Raw genomic sequence first — 17,383 nt, forward strand, 5'->3', positions numbered from 1 at the left:
ATACGATATCATATGCAACTGTAGTACTAAGCAGTTATGTTGACGCGCACTGTAGTTTGTAATAATCTTCTGGCTTTCAATATATCCCGCACTACTCAGCTATGTGAACAATAGGATAGGCTTAATGGCACATTATCCACTCGATATAATTCCTCAAGGAAGCGTCAAGAATAAAATTATCGCAGTTCAAGCTAAATTAGATGGTCGAAATACGTTAAGGATTTCGCTTGACGAAGATAGCCGCTTGGGAAAGTTTGGTGTAGATTTTGTGGATAAACCCAGCTTTTTGTTACTTCCATATGTGCTGGAAGATGGTGTGATAGAGATTGATCTTTGTGCGCGCCTTTTGCCAGACGCACCAGAGTACGCACGAGGGTTTATAGGGATAGCCTACAGGGTACAGAGTGATCTTTCAGCATATGAATCCATTTATATTCGTCCTGCGAATGGTATCTGCTACTCTCCAGCTCCACCGCGAAACCAGCGCGGCATTCAGTACTACTCATTTCCAGATTGGCCTTTTGACACACTCCGTGAGGAAGACCCTGGTCGTTATGAAGCCGCCGCAGACATTGCATTAAATCGATGGCATAATCTGAAAATTGAGCTTCGAGGGCGAAACTTTAAGGCAATGATTGATGGAGCACTCACAATGGAGGGAGAAGGAAAAGTCTCGCCTGCTGCTGGTCAAATTGGGCTTTGGGTTGACATTGGGACCGATGGTTTTTTCGAAAACCTCAGGATCGATAATGTAACTTCTTAAGTTAAAGAATGAATATTCTCTGTAGCCGCAAATAAAATTCAACATGGTCATCAGTATAGAATTCGATATAATTTCAATCCCTAAGAAATTCGCAGATCAGGACAAAACCCAGAACGTGCAGGTTAACTTGCGCTCACAACACGGCGCTGATGACATGGCCGACCACATGCGTAGATCGTTGCAGACCCTGCTCGGCACAAAAATACCGACTTCCAGGATAACTTCATCTATACGCACATGCTCGTCGGCACCAAGACAGGGCTCATGCCGACGATCCTTTAGTAATGACGGCGATCAGGCCAACATATCTGCCATCTTGATGCCGATCATGGCACAGGCTGGCATGGTTGGCACTGAAACGATGCGCGGCATAATTGTGCTGTCGGCGATGCGCAGGTTCCGAATGCCGTTGACACGCAGCTTGCTGTCCACGACGGCACGGTCATCCGCCCCCATCCGACACGCCCCCGACGCGTGAAAATATGTCGTCGCGCCGCTACGCACGAAATGGGCTAGTTCTTCCCCCTCCAGTTCTTTGCCAGGAGCAATTTCCTTCACCACATGGTCTTTCAGCGCTGGTGCGTGCGCGATCTCGCGTGCGACTTTAATAGAACGTTCAAGATATGTCACATCGTCCGGATGGCTAAGAAACTGCATATCGATCACCGGTCGCGCGGATGGATCATTTGATGCCAGCCGGACAGTTCCGCGGCTTTTCGGAGCAACAAGGCCACCGCACAGCGCCCATGTGTTGCCGGGATTCTCAATCGCATATTCATCTGCGACAACATCACTTGCATAGGGGATTTCGATCTGAACCACGCTGACATCAGGCAGGTCCAGAGAGGAATCGGTTTTCAAGTAGCCCGACATATTCGCCGCGCTGTTGCGATGTTCTATGGGTTCGGGGGCTTCAAACAAACAGCCGCCATGCAGAATATGCTCCTGCACATTCTTGCCGACTTCGGGTGCGTGCATCACGGTTTCGATATTCGCAGCGGCAAGCTCGGTTTCAGCGCCAATCCCGCTGAGCATCATCAGTTTAGGCGTGTTGAAACCACCTGCCGAAAGGATGATTTCGCGGTCAGCATGGAAGACAAGAGTTTCATCGCCCCGCTGACATTCAACGCCGACAGCCGTGCCGTTTTCGATCAGAACCCGGTTGACATGGGTGTTGACAAGAAGTGTGACATTCCCGCGCGCCAATGCAGGATACAGAAACGCCCTCGCCATGGAATTGCGGCGGTTATCCTTGATGATCTGGTTCATCAGCCCAAATCCGTTGCCGGTAATCTCGCGATCCGTGTTCAGGTCATCGGTGACAGGCAGGCCGATTTCCGCAGCCGCCTCGAGCGACGCGTGGACAAGCGGCAAAAGCCCCTGTGCGGGCTGAACCCAGACCGGGCCATCCGTGCCGCGGAATTCCGCGTTCGGCGTGCCCTGCCAGTTTTCCATGCGTTTATATATCTCGCGGCTGGCTTCGTAATTCCAGGATGCATCGCCGGTGACCTCGGCCCAATGGTCCATATCCGCCTTGGTCGGTCGTGCCCAGATCGTTGCGTTGATGCTTGAACCGCCGCCGACAACACGCCCCATATGTTCGGGGATGGCTCGCCCGTTCACGCCTGCGCCCGGAATTGCAACATCGCCCCAGTCGCGTTCAGTGCCCAGATTGGTGAACCAGACGCGCGGGTCATCAATGGATGGCGCGGTATCCCAATCACCCGCTTCGATTACCAAGATGTTGCCATCGGTTCGTTCTGCCAGTGTCCCCGCCAACGCACAACCGGCGCTGCCCGACCCGACAATAATGTAGTCATAGCCCCCCGCTAGGTTTTGTACGCGATCGGTCTGCACCTGCCTGATGGTTTCCAGCTCATCAGCAAGCGCACGCAACGGCACGGCCCCGATCATGCCGGAGGCCAATGCCGTTGTCACAAAAGCTCGCCGCGATAGCTTCCCTGCGATGACGGCATGTTCCAGCCGCTCAAGTGTCCGATCCCTTGATCTGTCCATCTCGTTCTCCCCCCTTGTTGTCCCGTTGACCGGCAGGTCAACGGGATGCGTCTTGACGCAGATATTGTAGATCAGAACGGATAGCCCTGACCGCTTTGTTCGATGGTGATCCATTTGAGTTCGGTGAACTCATCAATAACCGCGCGCCCGTCGAAACGCCCGAACCCGCTGGATTTCGTGCCCCCGTAGGGCGCTTGCGCCTCGTTCGCTACGGTGGGACCATTGATATGCACTGACCCGGTATCAATGCGGGCGGCGGCATCAAGGGCACGGGTCACATCTTTGCCGAACACACCGGCAGAAAGCCCGAATTCCGTGTCATTGGCGATGCGCACCGCGTCTTCGGTATCTTTGGCACGGATGATCGAGACGATAGGCCCGAAGGTTTCTTCGCTGTAGATGCGCATGTCAGATGTGACGCCATCCAGAACCGTGGCGGGCATCATCGCCCCGTCACCCGCACCACCGGCAACAATGCGCGCGCCCTTGCTGACCGCATCATCCAGCAGGCCCTTAAGGCGGTCGGCTGCCCCAAGGCTGATTACCGGTCCCAGCACACAAGCCGATTGTGCCGCAGGATCACCCAATGTCAGATCTTTTGCGCGATCTGCAAATTTGGCCACATATTCATCCGCAATCGCGTTATCAACGATGATCCGTTCCGTGGTCATGCAAATTTGCCCCTGATACAGGAAAGCACCGAACACGCCTGCCTTGACCGCATCGTCAATATTGGCATCGTCCAGAACGACCAGCGGGGATTTGTCGCCAAGCTCAAGAATGCACCGCTTCAGGTGTTTTCCTGCCTTCTCGCCGATAATCCGGCCAACGGCAGTGGACCCGGTGAAATTCACACGGCGCACGGCGGGATGGGCAATCAGGGTCTCAATGGCTTCGGGTGCGGTTGCAGCATCATGGGTGATGAAATTCAGCACACCTGCCGGAAAACCCGCTGCGGCAACGGCTTCGGCCATCAACTCATGCGTGCGTGGGCTGGTTTCGGATGCGCGGAACACCACTGTGTTCCCGCAAACCAGCGGATAGGCAATCGCGCGCGCGGCAAGAACGACTGGGCCATTCCATGGCACGATGCTCAGGATCACACCAACCGGCTGACGAATGGTCATGGACAACGTGCCTGGCTTGTCTGTCGGAATGGTCTCGCCCTGAATTTGGGTTGCAAGTCCGGCGGCTTCGCGGAAGAGATTGGCTGCCAGCATAACATTGAAGCCCGCCCAGAGTTCGTTTGCGCTGACTTCGGCCTGCATTGCCGCGATGAAGTCTCCGGTGCGCGCCTCAATCTCGTCAGCAGCTTTCAAAAGCAGGGCGCGACGCTCTCCCGGGCCACTTCTTGACCAGCTTTGAAAGGCTCGATGCGCCGCATCAACGGCCGCAATACTGTCGTTGATGCCTGCCGCGGCACCGCGGGTCACGGTTTTCCCGTCAGTTGGGGCGACACGTTCAAAGGTGCTGCCGTCTTCGGCTGGCACACGCGCATTGTCGATCAAAAGTTGAGTTTCCATTTTTCCTCCCATGGGTTTCACTTTCATCAGGTCTTCAGCATCCCGGAATCCTCCTCCTCTCTGAATTCTCTGGTCTTGCTGGATTTCATATTATAAAATCATTTCCATATTGCAGAAGTCAAGTATATGTTTTGCTCCGCGATCAGCTATTATCTGGCCCCGGTCTCAGCGCTGCCGGAACATCGCGTAGCAACGCCCCGTTTCCCAGATCCAGCACGCTTGACCACAGGGACCAGGCGCGCAGGCGGGGCAAGGATCGCGGCGTGGTTGATGTGCCATCAGGCAAGGCAATCGGCCTGTCCCAGTCCGCCGCATCCAGATCGCGCCAGCACACGTTCAAATGCACCTCGGAATGATGGAAAAGATGCCGTATCGCGCGCGCCGGAAGCGTCGCCGCCATATCAAGAGCAGGCAAATGGGGTGTTGCGCTGTCGGGTGGTGATCCCGCTGCAAGGGCTTCCAGCATCAGTGCTTCGCGGCGGGCGGCATAGCTGACACGCGCCACGATATAGGCACGCGGCATTCCTTCGACCGCAGAAGGCGCGAAAAGCTCCCGATCGGATAGTTCCATCAGCTTGCGCGCGAAATAAGCCGTGGCGCGACGTGCCAGAAGCAGGTCATCCGCAGGCGCATTGGACGCATCATATCGCGCGCCCTTGCCCTGCCGGTCCCGAAGGGCCGCCAGGGCATCGGCTTCCGCCTTGCCCGACAGCATTATTCCTGCCCTTCGATCTTTGTGCGCATGAAGTGCAGCCGCTCCATGATTGGCGCGTCCGAGAAATGGAACAGATCGAACCTGGTTTCGGCCTGCAACGACCACGGCACCCAAGACGGTACCACAAACATATCGCCTTTTTCCAGTTCTGTGGTTTCGCCGTTCAGAACCACCGCGCCGGTTCCTTCAAACACCTGAAACACGCTGGAGCCGACCTCGTTGCGGGTAGCTGTTTGCGTGCCCGCACGCAGCCGGTGGAATTCGCAACGGATCGTTGGCATGACATCGCCGCCAGTGGTCGGGTTCACATAGCGGATGGCCGCATGTCCCGGCGCGATGGTGGCGGGTTGGCCTTCATCCTCCAACAGCAGTTGTTCCGTTAATGCACGGTCAGTGAATTCCCAGCGATAGGCCCCGATGGGGGATGCCACGGTGTCTTGCAGCCCCGACAGCGGGCGTAGGCCAGGATGGCACCACAGGCGCTCCCCGCGCGAGAAATTCGGTGTCGCATAATCGGTCACGCGATCTGACCCGAATTCAAAGAACCCTACATCCATCTGTTGGCTGAAGGGAATATCCAGCCCGTCAATCCAGGCCATCGGTTGATCGGTGTCATTATGATGGCCGTGAAAGTTCCAGCCCGGCGTCAACAGAAGATCGCCACGCGACATGCGCACCGGATCGCCGTTTACCACGGTCCACACGCCTTCGCCCTCAACGACAAAGCGGAAGGCATTTTGCGAATGGCGGTGTTCGGGCGCGGTTTCGCGCGGACCGAGATACTGGATCGCTGCCCATAGCGTCGGGCTGATATAGGCATTCGGTGCGAGGCCGGGGTTTGCCAGCCCGATGGCGCGGCGTTCGCCGCCCCGCCCTACGGGGACCAGCGCGCCCGATGCCTCGGCCAGCGGCAGCAGCTTCGCCCATTTCCAGACATGTGGCACGGCTTTGGGTTTCGGATGGATCGGCATCAGATCACCAAGCTGGGTCCAGAGCGGGATTAGGTTTTCCTCCTCGAACCCTTTGTAAAGCGCGCGCAACTCGGGGCTGTCTTCGGGCTGCATCGCGTGTTCAACAGTGTCATAATCAAGCGGTTCGTTCATTTGTTTGTGCCTCCTTGATGGAACGGGAATGGGGTCAGGCTGCATCGGGCTGGTTCGGGGGGGCGGCCATGATAAAGGCGGGCAATTCATCCAGCGCGGCATAGATGCGCGCGATTACCGGCCAGCGATCCAGAGCAATGCTGAAACGACGGTTGTTCCAGATCTGCGCATAAAGGCAGATATCGGCCATGCCGGGGGTTTCACCATGGCAGTAGGTGCCGGTCTGGTCACTGGTGGCAAGTGTGGTTTCCAATGCATCAAAAGTCAGCGTGACCCAATGCGTGAACCATTCATTCTGCGCGTCGTCATCCGCTCCGAACTGGTCGCGGATACGAAACAACACGCGCAGGTTGTTCAACGGATGAACTTCGCAGGCGATTGTGTAGGACAGCGCGCGCACGCGGGCACGCCCGTCCGCATCGGGAGGCAGCAGCGCGGGTTCAGGATGGGTTTCCTCCAGCCATTCAAGGATCGCCAGCGATTGTGTCAGGACCGTACCATCCGCGCGTTCCAGTGTTGGCACCAAGCCCTGCGGATTCTTCGCCAGATATTCGGGTGTCCGGGTTTCGCCATCGCGTAGAACATAGGGGATATAGTCATATGCCAGCCCCTTCAGGTTCAGCGCGGCGCGCAGCCGTGTGGATGTCGATGATCGAAAGAAGTTGTGCAATTTTAGGGTCATATGTGGCTCCTTAATGTGACATGAAAACGGGCACGCGCGTTGTTTTCAGTACTTCATGGGTCACGCCGCCAAACAGATCCTGCGAAAACTTGCTGTGCTCATATGCGCCCATGACGATCAGTTTCGCGCCAACCTCGTCTGCGGCATCCTCGATCACAGCAGCGATGCTGCGACCCTTGGCGCTGCGATGCAGGTGATCGGCAGCAATGCCGTGGCGCTCCAGATGGCGCAGGATTCCACCATCGATCGGCGTTTGTGGTGCCCGCCCGCCGACCGTCAGAAGTGTGACCTTGCGCTTGCCCTCGATAATGCCCATCGCATCGCCAAGGGCGCGGGCGGCGGCGCGTTTGCCGTCCCATGCGACAAGGACATGATCGGCCAGCACCGGCGCGGAATAGTTTTCCGGGACAATCAATACAGGTCGCCCGCTGCGCAGCGCGATCAAGTCTGGGCTGACAACGTGATGCTCTTCACCGACCAGATCAGATTGAAACCCGGTGATCACCAGATCGTAATGCCGCGCAAGCTCACTCGGCAATATGTCGCAAAGCTCTTCGGGCGGAATGAAGCGCGCGCGATCCGCAAGACCTGCTGCGCGCACAGCTGTTTCAAACTGCGCGATGGCGGTCAGGGTATCGCTTTTCTCGGCTCTCCGAAGCTGGTCGCGCAGCGCCGCGGAAAGCCCCGCTCCGAAACGGTCAAAAAAAGACCTCCCGTTGCGCATGATCACTGTCAACCATGCATCATAATGCTGCGCCAGCTTGATCGAGTGAGCTAGGCTGGCGGCAAATGCCGCCTCTCCGCTATAGGCCAGAAGCAGGTTTCTGAAACTCATGCGCCGCTCCGTTGGTTGTGCCCACTCAGACCCTTGGGCCAATGGGAGTTTCGATTGCGCCAAGACCTGCGATTTCGACGCGACACAGATCGCCCTCAAGCAACGGGCCGACACCTGCGGGCGTGCCCGTCATGATCAGATCGCCCGGACGTAATTCGATCGAATGCGACAGGATCGAGATGATTTCGGGAACCGACCAGATCAGTTCTGAAAGATCGGCATCCTGCTTGGTCTTGCCATTCACCGTCAGTGTTATGGCCCCCTTATCAGGGTGGCCCGTTTTCTCGACGGGATAGACTGGGCCAATCACTGCCGAACGGTCAAACGCCTTGCCCCAATCCCAGGGCCGCCCTTGTTCGCGCGCTTTCAGCTGAAGATCACGCCGTGTCAGGTCATTGCCCACCGCATAGCCCCAAACATGTGACAGGCTGTCCTTTTCCGCGATATTCCTGCCCGCCGTTCCGATTACGGCGACAAGTTCGGCCTCATAGTGGAAATTCTCTGTCTCTGGCGGGTAGGCCACCGTCTCGCCGCTATCTACCACCGCATCAGCGGGTTTGGTGAAGAAAAACGGCGGGTCGCGATCCGGGTCTTTGCCCATTTCACGTGCATGGGCGGCATAGTTGCGCCCGACGCAGAAGATCCGCCGGACCGGCAACCGATCGTCACTGCCAGCGACGGCAACGCTTGGTGGAGCCGGTGGGGTGAATACAAATGCCATAGTCTTTCCTTTCCTTGGGTCTGTGACGGCTTTTCAGCCTTGTTGTTGGTGGTGTTCCGGTTCAGGCTGTCGGGCATGTTCGCGGCGGGCAAGCACCCATAGGCAGATAAGGGCAAGGAAGCCTGCGCCATTGATCCAGATCGTGTGCGAACCGCCAATCCCCGGTGGCAACAGAAGTGCCACACCTGCCAATCCTAGCAGAACGCGCCGCATCGGCCCTGCCGGTCCGTGCAGCCATCCAACGAACGCCGCAGAAATCGCATAGACACCAATTACCGCTGTAATTACCGCCAGCACGATTTCCGACGGATCGCCCATCAGCAGCAGCGCGGGCGAAAAGACGAACAGGAAGGGCACGATATAGGCGGTCCAGCCGAAGCGCATGGATTCCCAGGCCGTGGCCATCGGCGAGGCCTTGGCAATGGCCGCAGCGAAAAACGCGCCAATCCCGATCGGGGGCGTCACCATCGACATCATTCCCAGATAGAAGATGAATAGATGCGCGGCAATCGGCTCAACTCCCGATTGCACCAGCGAAGGCGCAATCAGTACGGCCAGCAGTAGATAGACACCGACTGTCGGCATTCCCATGCCTAGGATCAGGCAGGCCAGCGCCGAGATCAGCAGCAGCAGAAAAACACTGCCCTGCCCCAGATCGACAAGCGCGAAGGTCGCGGCAAAGCCAAGGCCGGTGACAGACAGCACCCCGATGATGAACCCCGCAGCGGCCGAAATCATGATGATATCGGTGATCGATCGCCCCGCTTCGACAGCGGCACTCCACAAATCGCGGAGGCCCATCCGGGTTTTACCATAGCCGACGGTCAGCCCGATCAGCAGCGCCGCCCCGCCACCCCAAAGGGCTGCGGTTTCGGCGGGCTGATTGAACCAAAACAATGCTGTGACAATAGCCGCGAAGGGCAGGATAAATACCCAACCACGCGACAGAACATTGCGTGTTGGCGGAATATCGTCCAGTTCCAGCGGTTTTATATTCTGCTTTGCGGCCTGAAGATCAGCCTGCACGAACAACGCCACATAGTATAGAAGCGCAGGCACGATCGCTGCGACGACGATTTCCGCATAGGGCCTTTGCAGGATATCAGCCATCAGAAACGCCACCGCCCCCATGACCGGCGGCGCGATCTGGCCACCGGTCGAGGCCACGGCCTCCACCGCACCCGCTGTGGTCCGCCGGAATCCGGAACGGATCATCAGCCGGATCGTGACCACGCCGGTAGCCACGATGTTCGAGACGACAACCCCTGAAATCGACCCGAACAGCCCCGATGCCATGATGGAAATCTTCGCCGCTCCGCCCCGCTTGCGGCCCATGGTCGCCATGGCAATATCATTGAAAAAATCCGCGCCCCCCGAACGCAACAGCAACTGGCCGAAAAACACGAAAGCTACGACCACGGTGGCCGCGACATTCAATGTCAGGCCCAGCAAGCCATTGGGATCGAAGGCCAGATAGACCGCCAGCCGTTGCGGCGCGACCTCACGGGTTTGCAGCGCACCGGGCACAAGATGGCCAATCAACCCGTATCCGCCGATTACCAGTACAACGATCACCAATGTCCAGCCCACCGCGCGGCGCAGCCCTTCCAGCACCAGCAAGAACAGCGCAATCCCTACGACCAGCGCATCCCAAGGAAGCGACATTGCCTGCGACACCAGCTTCGGATAAGCGAGCGCCACATAGAACGACAGCCCCAGTCCCAAAGTAGACAATGTCCAGTCCAGCAGACTGGATCGTCCAGTTTCGCCTCTGCCCTTTCCGCGATGACCTGTGACCAGAAAGATAATCGCTAGGCTCAGACCCAGCATTACGGCCAAGAATTGTTCGGTATAATAGGAATAACCCAGCCGCGACGGTATACTTGCGGCCTGCACCACGGCAGCTATCGTCAATATTCCTGCCAGCACATTCACCACAACTCCTGTCGGGCTACGCTTCGCAGCTGATTTCACGTCTTGTTCCACGCCATACCCTTCCGGCCAAGGTCGGGGCAGCAATACCGCCCCGGTGTCGCGCTACGTCGCTTATTAATGAGATGTCATCGCCACGCCGCGTTCTTGAAAGAAAGCGATGGCTCCTGGGTGGTATTCGACCCCCGGATAATCCTTAAATGCAGTGTTAATATCCATGACCTGCAAGGGCGGATAGGCTGCACCGATGGCATCGCTCTGATCGAAAAGTACCGAAAGCAGTTTGCCAACATCCTCGTCCGACACATGGGCGCCAGCGACAAGCACATTGTCCCAAGTGACGAACATCATCGGCTCATGTACGCCCACACGGACGGGGGCGGGCGTGACTTCCGAGAAATAGAAGGCCGGTCGAACCTCGCGGATACGTGCCAGCGTTTCATCATTGGCCTCGACCGTCAGAAAACGCACACCGCCCACGGATGCGTCGATCTCTGCCACTTTTGGACCGCCAACAGCGAAAAAGGCACTGTCCACACGGCCTGATGCCATATCATCGGAGCCGCGGATCAGTTCGGGCACCGGCACTTGACGCACATCGTCCCAGCTAAGCCCACCTGCCGCCAGAATGGCCGAGATATGGGAGCGCGCGATTGAAAATGCATCCCAGCCCGAGGGCACGCTGCGGCCTTCCAGTTCGGACACGGCGGTCAGGCCCGAGCTTTCCTTCACATATAGCCCGACTGGAAATGGATTGACCCGCGCGACAACGCGCAGGTTGGGCATTGCCACGCTGTATTCATCCGTGCCCGCAACCGCCGTGATGACATCATTCACATCATTGAGCGAGAATTCCGCCAGCGCGTCATTCACCGCCTGCATCATCTGGGCATTTCCGCCATAGGGTTGCACGACAAGGCGCATGTCTGCGCTCGCGCGCGCCTCGCCGGAAATAACCGACGCCATCGTGTTCCAGACCGACCCTTGCGGCGGTGTTGAGAATGACTGCACCTGCGCATGGGCCATGGGCGCAAGCCCTGCGGCCAGAATGCCTGCGATCAGGTGTTTGCTGAATCGTTTCATGTAGGTTCCTCCCGTCATGTCAATTCCTCCCTTGACGTGGTTACGTGTCAGGCTGCGGCGTCCGGTTTGCGCAACAGCGCCTGACGGTCGATCTTGCCGGTGCCCGTCTTGGGCAGCTCGGCCACATAGTCGAACAAGCGCGGCGCCTTGTAGGGCGTCAGTTGTGCCTTGATGTAATCGCGCAATCTTGCGGTCTGCGCCGCATCACCGCTCTGGCCCGGAACTAGGTTGACCACGGCGCGCAATGCCGTGCGCTTGTCGACCAGTTGTTCGGCCAGCACAGCGCATTCATGCACATCAGGGTGTTCATTCAGGCAGCGCTCCACCTCCAGCGGCCAGACCCATTGCCCCGACACTTTCACCAGATCGTCGGCGCGACCTTGAAAATAGTAATACCCTTCGCGTTCGATGAAGCGGTCGCCCGTGTAGATCCAGTCGCCGCGCATTGTATCGCGGGTCTTATCCGGACGGTTCCAGTACGTGGGCGAGGATGAATGCCCGCGCACGAACATCACGCCTTCCTCACCTGGCGATGCGGGTTTGCCGTCTGGCGTTTCCAGTCTGATTTCATAGCCCGGTACCCGCGCGCCCGCCGCGCCAAGCCGGTGATCGTCCAGCCGGTTGCTAAGGTAGATATGCAGCATCTCGGTAGACCCAAGCCCTTCGGTCGGTCCATGGCCCACATTGGATTTCCATGCGGTGTAGACATCCTCGGACAGAATTTCGGCTGCTGACATGGATTGGCGCAGCGATGACAGATCCCGTTTGTCGATGTCCTTCGCCCGTGCCAACGCGGTATAAAGCGTCGGCAGGCCAAACAGCACGCTGGGCCGGAAGGTCTCAATCGCGTCCAGGACCACCTCAGGGCGGGGCTGGTCCGGCACCAGAAGCGTGGTTGCGCCGCAGGCGAAGGGAAAGACCAGCGAATTTCCGAACCCATAGGCGAAATAGCATTTAGGTACCGAATAGCAGATATCGCCATTCCGAAGGTTCAGTACATGATCGCCGAAACTCTGCTGGATGTAGGCAATATCGTGATGCAGATGAACAATACCTTTGGGCCGCCCGGTCGAACCGGATGAGTACATCCAGAAAGCCATGTCATCGGGTCCGGTATCTGCTGGGTTCAATGTGTCGGCGGTATCGGCAAGGAAGCGTTCCGATCCGATGGCCTGTGGCGCGTTGGGGGCACCGTTCACGATGACCAGTGTTTCAAGCGCTGTGCCCGTCAGCGTTTCAGTGTCGAAAACCGAGGCCAGATTAGCCTCGACCATCGCGATGCGCGCCGCACTGTCCTTGAGGAAATAATTCAGCACATCCGGCTTAGTCTGGATATTCAGAAGCACCGGTACGAAACCGGCCCTGACTGCGCCGTAGAAGGCCGCCGGATAGGCAGGCGTGTCATCCAGAAAGAAGGCAATACGTTCCCCACGCTGCAACCCCGCGCGGATAAAGGCATTGCCCCAGCGCGCGGCCTCGGCGATCAGGGCACGATAGCTTAGGCTGCCCATCGGTCCGGTCACGGCAATCTTGTCGGGGTTGCGGGCAAGGTTCTGCCACAACATCTCCGAACAGTTGCGATGCGCCGCCTTGTCAAATCCGATTTCCATTGCCCCCGGAACATCCACCGCGACAGGGTCGATGACCGGTTCGGGGTAGCGCGCTTTCTGGGCGTCATAGCGCGCCATGAAACCCGGAGAGCCCTGACGCAGCCGGTCCATGTCCATGCGCCCGGAACGTGTCAGGTAATCGAAGGTGAAATCCAGCGCAGAGCGATCCAGCTTGCGCTCAAACCCCTCATACCAACGCGCAGATGTATTGGCCGCATCAACGATACGCCGGGCCTCAGGTGGGCGTTCATGCTGGAATGCGGCCAGCGCTGCGTCAATATCGTCGTGTGCGCGCATAGCGGCCACCAGCGCAAAGGCATCTTCCATCGCCAGCCTTGTGCCCGAACCGATGGAAAAATGCGCCGTATGCGCGGCGTCACCCAGAACCACGTACCGGCCCGACACCCAAGTGTTGCACCAGAGGCGCGGGAATTGCCTCCATTCGGACTTATTGGTCAGGAGCGCGCTGCCCCGCAAGGTTTCCGAAAATAACTCGCTGCACAGACGGGCACTGTCAGTCTCGTCCATATCGGCAAATCCGCATTTCTGGAATGTCGCATCATCGCATTCCACAATGAAGGTGCTGCGATCAGGCGCATAGCGATAGTGATGCGCATTGAATGCACCTTTCTCACTGCGCAGGAAGGTCTGCGTCAAGCGCTCGAACGGGATGGATGCACCGAACCACGCGAAGTGATTGCCGAACTGGTCGCGCGTCGGGGCGAACGCGTCGCGCTTCGCTTTGCGCACCAGCGAATTAACCCCATCCGCACCGATCACCATATCGGCGGATAAATCATCCAGCGCTGTTACTTCGGTGCCGAAACGCAACGTGGCACCTAGTTTTTCGGCCTGTGTTGCCAGTAACTCGATCAGCGCCAAACGCCCAATTGCACCATAACCCATTCCGTCAACGACCTCGCGGCCCGTGGGGGTGACAAGTTCCATGTCGCACCAGCGCTCCATCTGCGGTGCGACAAGAGCGTGGGTTTCGGGGTCGTCACATTTCATCGCATCAAGTACACGGTCGGAGAAGACCACGCCAAAACCGAATGTGGCCGCGCGGTTGTTCCGTTCGGTCACGCGCACGGACACGGTAGGAAAATGCCGCCGCAAAAGAATAGCTGCATAAAGGCCCGCTGGCCCCGCACCTAGAATTTCCACACTTGATAGCTGTGACATAACATCTCCTCCTCCGTCACATGGACGCAGCCTGTTTCCGTTGGGTCAGCGCAATCAGGATGACCCGCATTAATGATGAAAGCACCGCTTGCCGCGCCCGCCCTTTGGTTGGGTCAGATGGCTTGCTGTTTCTGGCGGGCGTAATCGGCGGCGAATTTCGGGGCGATCTTGCGCAGCCGCTCTTCGGTCATCCGCCCCGAGCGCATCAGGTAGTCATGCGCAAAATCCATCGGGTCAAGCCGCATTTTCTGGCCAAACCCCTCATACCAGTTGGCGGATGTATTGGCCGCATCGACAATCTTGCGCGCGATGGGCGGGCGCTCGCGCTGATAAGCGGCCAGCGCGGATTCAACACTGTCATTTTCGGACAGCGCGCGAACGAGGGCGATCGCATCTTCCATCGCCAGGCGCGTACCGGACCCGATTGAGAAATGCGCGGTATGCACGGCATCGCCAAGGATCGCATATTTCCCGGCAACCCAGTTTTCGCACCACAGGCGCGGGAATTGCCGCCACATCGACCGGTTGGTGATCAGTTTCGTGCCTTTCAGCACATCCGCGAAAATTGCACTGCACCGCTGCGCACTTTCATCTTCGCTCAAGCCTTCGAACCCCGCCTTACGATAGGTTGCGCTGTCGCATTCCACAATAAAGGTACTGCGATCTGGCTGGAACCGATAATGATGCGCATTCATCGGGCCGAATTCGGTCTGAACGAAGGTTTGCGTTAGGGTGTCGAATGGGATCGTGGCCCCGAACCATGCGAAATGGTTGTCGAAATACTCAATGCTCGGCTTGAAAACATCTTCAAAACTGCGCCGGACAAGCGAATTCAAACCATCCGCCCCAATGATCAGATCGGCCGTCAACTCCGTGACATCATTAATCTGTGTGTCAAAGCGGATATCAATATCCAGCGCGCGCGCGCGCTCCTTCAGTATCTCGATAAGATGCAACCGCCCAATCGCGGTGAAACCAACACCGTCAAGCGTGACCGACCCGCCCGGCAGGTTCAGCGTCATGTTCTTCCAGCGTTCCATATGGGGCGTGACCAGATCATGGGTTTCGGGATCATCACCATTCAGAAAGGCCAGCGCCTCGTCCGAGAAGACCACACCAAAGCCGAAGGTCGCGCCTTCTGGGTTCTGCTCGGTGACACGGATACGGACATGCGGCATCCGCCGCCGGATCAGAATTGCCGTATAAAGCCCAGCCGGACCTGCCCCAAGAATCTCAACGCTTGAAAGTTGTGTCATGATTCCTCCCAAAACCCCTCGACGTGTGGCTACTGATAGTCTATAATTATATATTATGCAAACACTTTAACAATATGGAAAGATACATGCGGAAGACTGTAACCTTCGAGATCAGTTTCGGTGACTGTGACCCCGCCGGAATAGTCTTTTATCCCAATATCTTCCGTTGGATGGACGCGTCGTTTCATTCTATGCTTCGCGTCGCTGGTGGCCATTCTACCCTCTGCGAAAAATTCGGATCCGTTGGGCTAGGGCTTGTTGATGCCGCAGCGCAGTTCAAAAATACGATGCGAAATGATGATGCTCTGACGATACGGGTTGAAATAGCCGAATGGTCGCGACGCACACTCACACTGGCCTATACGGGCGAGGTTGATGGAACCACCGTATTTACGGGTCAGGAAGTAAGGTGCCTTTTCAAACGAACCGAAACCGGTATTGTCGCAGGCGAACTTGCGCCATTGCGCGACTATCTGGAGTCCTTCAATGTCTGACGAAACCGGACAAGGTCTGAAATCACTCGACACCGCACTTGGCGTGTTGGCATATATGACAGAACAGAATGGCCCAAAATCGCTGACCGAAATAGGTCGGGAATGCGGAATGCCACCCAGCAAGGTACATCGCTATCTTGCATCCTTCGTTGCCGCAGGTTTGATGCGCCAGCCTGGGCGATCAGGGCACTATGATCTGGGACCTGCCGCCATGCAGCTTGGCCTTGCCGCACTCGCTCGGCACGACTTCGTCAATTCTGCAGCTGACGGGCTGGCCGATCTTTCGGCACGTACTGGCATGACTGTTCTTTTGTCGGTCTGGGCGAATCAAGGGGCGACAGTTGTGCGGTGGGAAAGGGGCGCGTCGCCGACTGACACATCCATGGGGCTGGGCACGACGCTGCCATTGCTGAATTCTGCTACAGGCCGTGTTTTTCTTGCTTGGGGTGCGCCGCGTGCGATCGGCCCTATGCGTGATGAACAACTGCGCAGGCTGGCGCGCCAACCGGGGTTGTCGCTTGATCTGGAGCCTACCAAGGCAAGCCTTGCCGCGTTGGTCGAGCGCACCCGTGCGCGGGGCTATGCATCGGTCGAAGGGCGCTATATTCCCGGTCTTGTGGCTGCGGCAGCGCCCATACTTGACTGGCAGGGCGAAGCCCAAGCTGCTGTGACGCTCGTAGGTATAGACCCTGCTTTAATAGCACCCGGATCTGAGCGCATTGAAATTCTTCTTGCGTACTGCTTAGAAAAATCAGTTATTCGGCTTCAAGCCAAATAATCTCACAAACGATAACCCATTGAAAAGGATAATTTTCCTTCTCGAGGCCAAGGCGATGTGCTTGCCCCAAGTTTCGAGTAATGCGAATGTATAGGCGTCGGTTTCAATAGGCAAACCGGCATTTTCAGCCAGTGACAGAATGGCTTCGCGACTGACCAGGTCGCGGACACGAAAAGGTAAATCGACTCCAGCAAATCTCGTAGCAGCGCCGGCAAAACTTAGCGCATCCAGAGGGCTCTGTTTCATGAGTCACGAGAGCGATTCACCTTATGGATACAGCTTGACAGCTGCGAAGCATGAGCAGACCCAAACCCTCCGCATACAAAACCCACAACTGGCCAGCCTCCAACGAGGCGCTCAAGCGCCGCGGCTCACTGACGATCTGGTTTGATGCCGCCATCCAGAGCGGCCTAACGACGAAGGTACTATTCGGGGTGGCGCTCCGCTAAACGACCGGGTTCTTCGCGCGCCTGCTGCGCCTGCTGCGCCTGATAGGCCTGGACTGGGCGGTGCCCAACCTCAACAAGCCGTCACTGCGCAAGAACACCCTGAAGGTTAACATTCCCTATCGTGGTTCGGACAGCCCCTTGCACCTGCTAGTCGATAGCACCGTGATCAAGGTCGAAGGCGAAGGCGAGTGGAGCGACCGCAAGTGCGGCGGCCCCGAACGGCGTGTCCGCCGCAAGATCC

At 57.5% G+C, this 17,383-nt stretch carries 15 protein-coding genes and 2 pseudogenes; 4 read left to right on the forward strand and 13 right to left on the reverse strand.

Annotation, left to right across the window (positions count from 1 at the left end):
• Positions 1 to 124 precede the first annotated feature (124 nt).
• On the forward strand, positions 125 to 763 hold the full coding sequence (locus ACTZWY_RS13220; protein ID WP_444791182.1) for a hypothetical protein: 639 nt from the start codon (positions 125 to 127) through the stop codon (positions 761 to 763).
• 294 nt (positions 764 to 1,057) lie between these two features.
• On the opposite strand, the gene ACTZWY_RS13225 is transcribed toward ACTZWY_RS13220, so the two are convergent.
• From ACTZWY_RS13225 to ACTZWY_RS13280, 12 genes and pseudogenes are all read right to left on the reverse strand, one after another.
• Positions 1,058 to 2,779 (reverse strand): GMC family oxidoreductase, encoded by a 1,722-nt coding sequence (locus tag ACTZWY_RS13225; RefSeq protein ID WP_444791183.1) that lies wholly within the window; start codon positions 2,777 to 2,779, stop codon positions 1,058 to 1,060.
• A gap of 71 nt (positions 2,780 to 2,850) precedes the next feature.
• Entirely contained in the window at positions 2,851 to 4,302 is a 1,452-nt protein-coding gene (locus ACTZWY_RS13230) for an aldehyde dehydrogenase (protein WP_444791184.1), read from the reverse strand.
• Between the two features lie 142 nt (positions 4,303 to 4,444).
• Positions 4,445 to 5,017: a hypothetical protein gene (locus tag ACTZWY_RS13235; protein ID WP_444791185.1), complete on the reverse strand. Its 573-nt coding sequence runs from the start codon at positions 5,015 to 5,017 to the stop codon at positions 4,445 to 4,447.
• Positions 5,017 to 6,120 (reverse strand): cupin domain-containing protein, encoded by a 1,104-nt coding sequence (locus ACTZWY_RS13240; RefSeq protein WP_444791186.1) that lies wholly within the window; start codon positions 6,118 to 6,120, stop codon positions 5,017 to 5,019. The genes ACTZWY_RS13235 and ACTZWY_RS13240 overlap by 1 nt, the downstream gene beginning before the upstream one ends.
• 34 nt (positions 6,121 to 6,154) lie before the next feature.
• On the reverse strand, positions 6,155 to 6,802 hold the full coding sequence (maiA, locus tag ACTZWY_RS13245; protein ID WP_444791187.1) for a maleylacetoacetate isomerase: 648 nt from the start codon (positions 6,800 to 6,802) through the stop codon (positions 6,155 to 6,157).
• 10 nt (positions 6,803 to 6,812) lie between these two features.
• Complete coding sequence (locus ACTZWY_RS13250; protein ID WP_444791188.1) at positions 6,813 to 7,637, reverse strand: universal stress protein; 825 nt, start codon at positions 7,635 to 7,637, stop codon at positions 6,813 to 6,815.
• Between the two features lie 25 nt (positions 7,638 to 7,662).
• Positions 7,663 to 8,358: a fumarylacetoacetate hydrolase family protein gene (locus ACTZWY_RS13255; RefSeq protein WP_444791189.1), complete on the reverse strand. Its 696-nt coding sequence runs from the start codon at positions 8,356 to 8,358 to the stop codon at positions 7,663 to 7,665.
• A 33-nt stretch (positions 8,359 to 8,391) separates the two neighbouring features.
• Positions 8,392 to 10,344 carry a TRAP transporter permease gene (locus tag ACTZWY_RS13260; RefSeq protein ID WP_444791190.1) on the reverse strand — a complete coding sequence of 651 codons (1,953 nt, stop codon included), beginning with the start codon at positions 10,342 to 10,344 and terminating at the stop codon, positions 8,392 to 8,394.
• A gap of 63 nt (positions 10,345 to 10,407) precedes the next feature.
• A complete protein-coding gene (locus ACTZWY_RS13265; protein WP_444791191.1) occupies positions 10,408 to 11,373 on the reverse strand; it encodes a TAXI family TRAP transporter solute-binding subunit in 966 nt (321 codons plus the stop codon).
• Positions 11,374 to 11,420: 47 nt separating this feature from the next.
• Entirely contained in the window at positions 11,421 to 13,061 is a 1,641-nt protein-coding gene (locus tag ACTZWY_RS13270) for a benzoate-CoA ligase family protein (protein ID WP_444791198.1), read from the reverse strand.
• 147 nt (positions 13,062 to 13,208) lie between these two features.
• Positions 13,209 to 14,165, reverse strand: a pseudogene (locus ACTZWY_RS13275) (FAD-dependent monooxygenase); the annotation flags it as partial.
• A gap of 113 nt (positions 14,166 to 14,278) precedes the next feature.
• A complete protein-coding gene (locus ACTZWY_RS13280) occupies positions 14,279 to 15,421 on the reverse strand; it encodes an FAD-dependent monooxygenase (RefSeq protein WP_444791192.1) in 1,143 nt (380 codons plus the stop codon).
• Positions 15,422 to 15,507: 86 nt separating this feature from the next.
• Between ACTZWY_RS13280 and ACTZWY_RS13285 the strand changes: the two genes are divergently transcribed.
• Both ACTZWY_RS13285 and ACTZWY_RS13290 read left to right on the forward strand, forming a co-directional pair.
• On the forward strand, positions 15,508 to 15,915 hold the full coding sequence (locus ACTZWY_RS13285; protein WP_444791193.1) for an acyl-CoA thioesterase: 408 nt from the start codon (positions 15,508 to 15,510) through the stop codon (positions 15,913 to 15,915).
• On the forward strand, positions 15,908 to 16,693 hold the full coding sequence (locus ACTZWY_RS13290; RefSeq protein ID WP_444791194.1) for an IclR family transcriptional regulator: 786 nt from the start codon (positions 15,908 to 15,910) through the stop codon (positions 16,691 to 16,693). The genes ACTZWY_RS13285 and ACTZWY_RS13290 overlap by 8 nt, the downstream gene beginning before the upstream one ends.
• Here the strand turns inward: ACTZWY_RS13290 and ACTZWY_RS13295 are convergent.
• Positions 16,667 to 16,939 (reverse strand): hypothetical protein, encoded by a 273-nt coding sequence (locus ACTZWY_RS13295; RefSeq protein ID WP_444791195.1) that lies wholly within the window; start codon positions 16,937 to 16,939, stop codon positions 16,667 to 16,669. The two genes, ACTZWY_RS13290 and ACTZWY_RS13295, sit on opposite strands and share 27 nt — an antisense overlap.
• 50 nt (positions 16,940 to 16,989) lie before the next feature.
• On the opposite strand from ACTZWY_RS13295, the pseudogene ACTZWY_RS13300 reads away from it, so the two are divergent.
• Positions 16,990 to 17,383: pseudogene (locus ACTZWY_RS13300) on the forward strand (transposase); the annotation flags it as partial.

Source organism: Roseinatronobacter sp. NSM (genome assembly GCF_052379845.1).
GTDB lineage: Bacteria > Pseudomonadota > Alphaproteobacteria > Rhodobacterales > Rhodobacteraceae > Roseinatronobacter.

Coding starts and splice junctions, on each gene's coding strand:
- ACTZWY_RS13220 (WP_444791182.1), top strand. CDS start 125: ATGGCACATTATCCACTCGATATAATTCCTCAAGGAAGCGTCAAGAAT.
- ACTZWY_RS13225 (WP_444791183.1), bottom strand. CDS start 2,779: ATGGACAGATCAAGGGATCGGACACTTGAGCGGCTGGAACATGCCGTC.
- ACTZWY_RS13230 (WP_444791184.1), bottom strand. CDS start 4,302: ATGGAAACTCAACTTTTGATCGACAATGCGCGTGTGCCAGCCGAAGAC.
- ACTZWY_RS13235 (WP_444791185.1), bottom strand. CDS start 5,017: ATGCTGTCGGGCAAGGCGGAAGCCGATGCCCTGGCGGCCCTTCGGGAC.
- ACTZWY_RS13240 (WP_444791186.1), bottom strand. CDS start 6,120: ATGAACGAACCGCTTGATTATGACACTGTTGAACACGCGATGCAGCCC.
- maiA (WP_444791187.1), bottom strand. CDS start 6,802: ATGACCCTAAAATTGCACAACTTCTTTCGATCATCGACATCCACACGG.
- ACTZWY_RS13250 (WP_444791188.1), bottom strand. CDS start 7,637: ATGAGTTTCAGAAACCTGCTTCTGGCCTATAGCGGAGAGGCGGCATTT.
- ACTZWY_RS13255 (WP_444791189.1), bottom strand. CDS start 8,358: ATGGCATTTGTATTCACCCCACCGGCTCCACCAAGCGTTGCCGTCGCT.
- ACTZWY_RS13265 (WP_444791191.1), bottom strand. CDS start 11,373: ATGAAACGATTCAGCAAACACCTGATCGCAGGCATTCTGGCCGCAGGG.
- ACTZWY_RS13270 (WP_444791198.1), bottom strand. CDS start 13,061: ATGGCGCGCTATGACGCCCAGAAAGCGCGCTACCCCGAACCGGTCATC.
- ACTZWY_RS13280 (WP_444791192.1), bottom strand. CDS start 15,421: ATGACACAACTTTCAAGCGTTGAGATTCTTGGGGCAGGTCCGGCTGGG.
- ACTZWY_RS13285 (WP_444791193.1), top strand. CDS start 15,508: ATGCGGAAGACTGTAACCTTCGAGATCAGTTTCGGTGACTGTGACCCC.
- ACTZWY_RS13290 (WP_444791194.1), top strand. CDS start 15,908: ATGTCTGACGAAACCGGACAAGGTCTGAAATCACTCGACACCGCACTT.
- ACTZWY_RS13295 (WP_444791195.1), bottom strand. CDS start 16,939: ATGAAACAGAGCCCTCTGGATGCGCTAAGTTTTGCCGGCGCTGCTACG.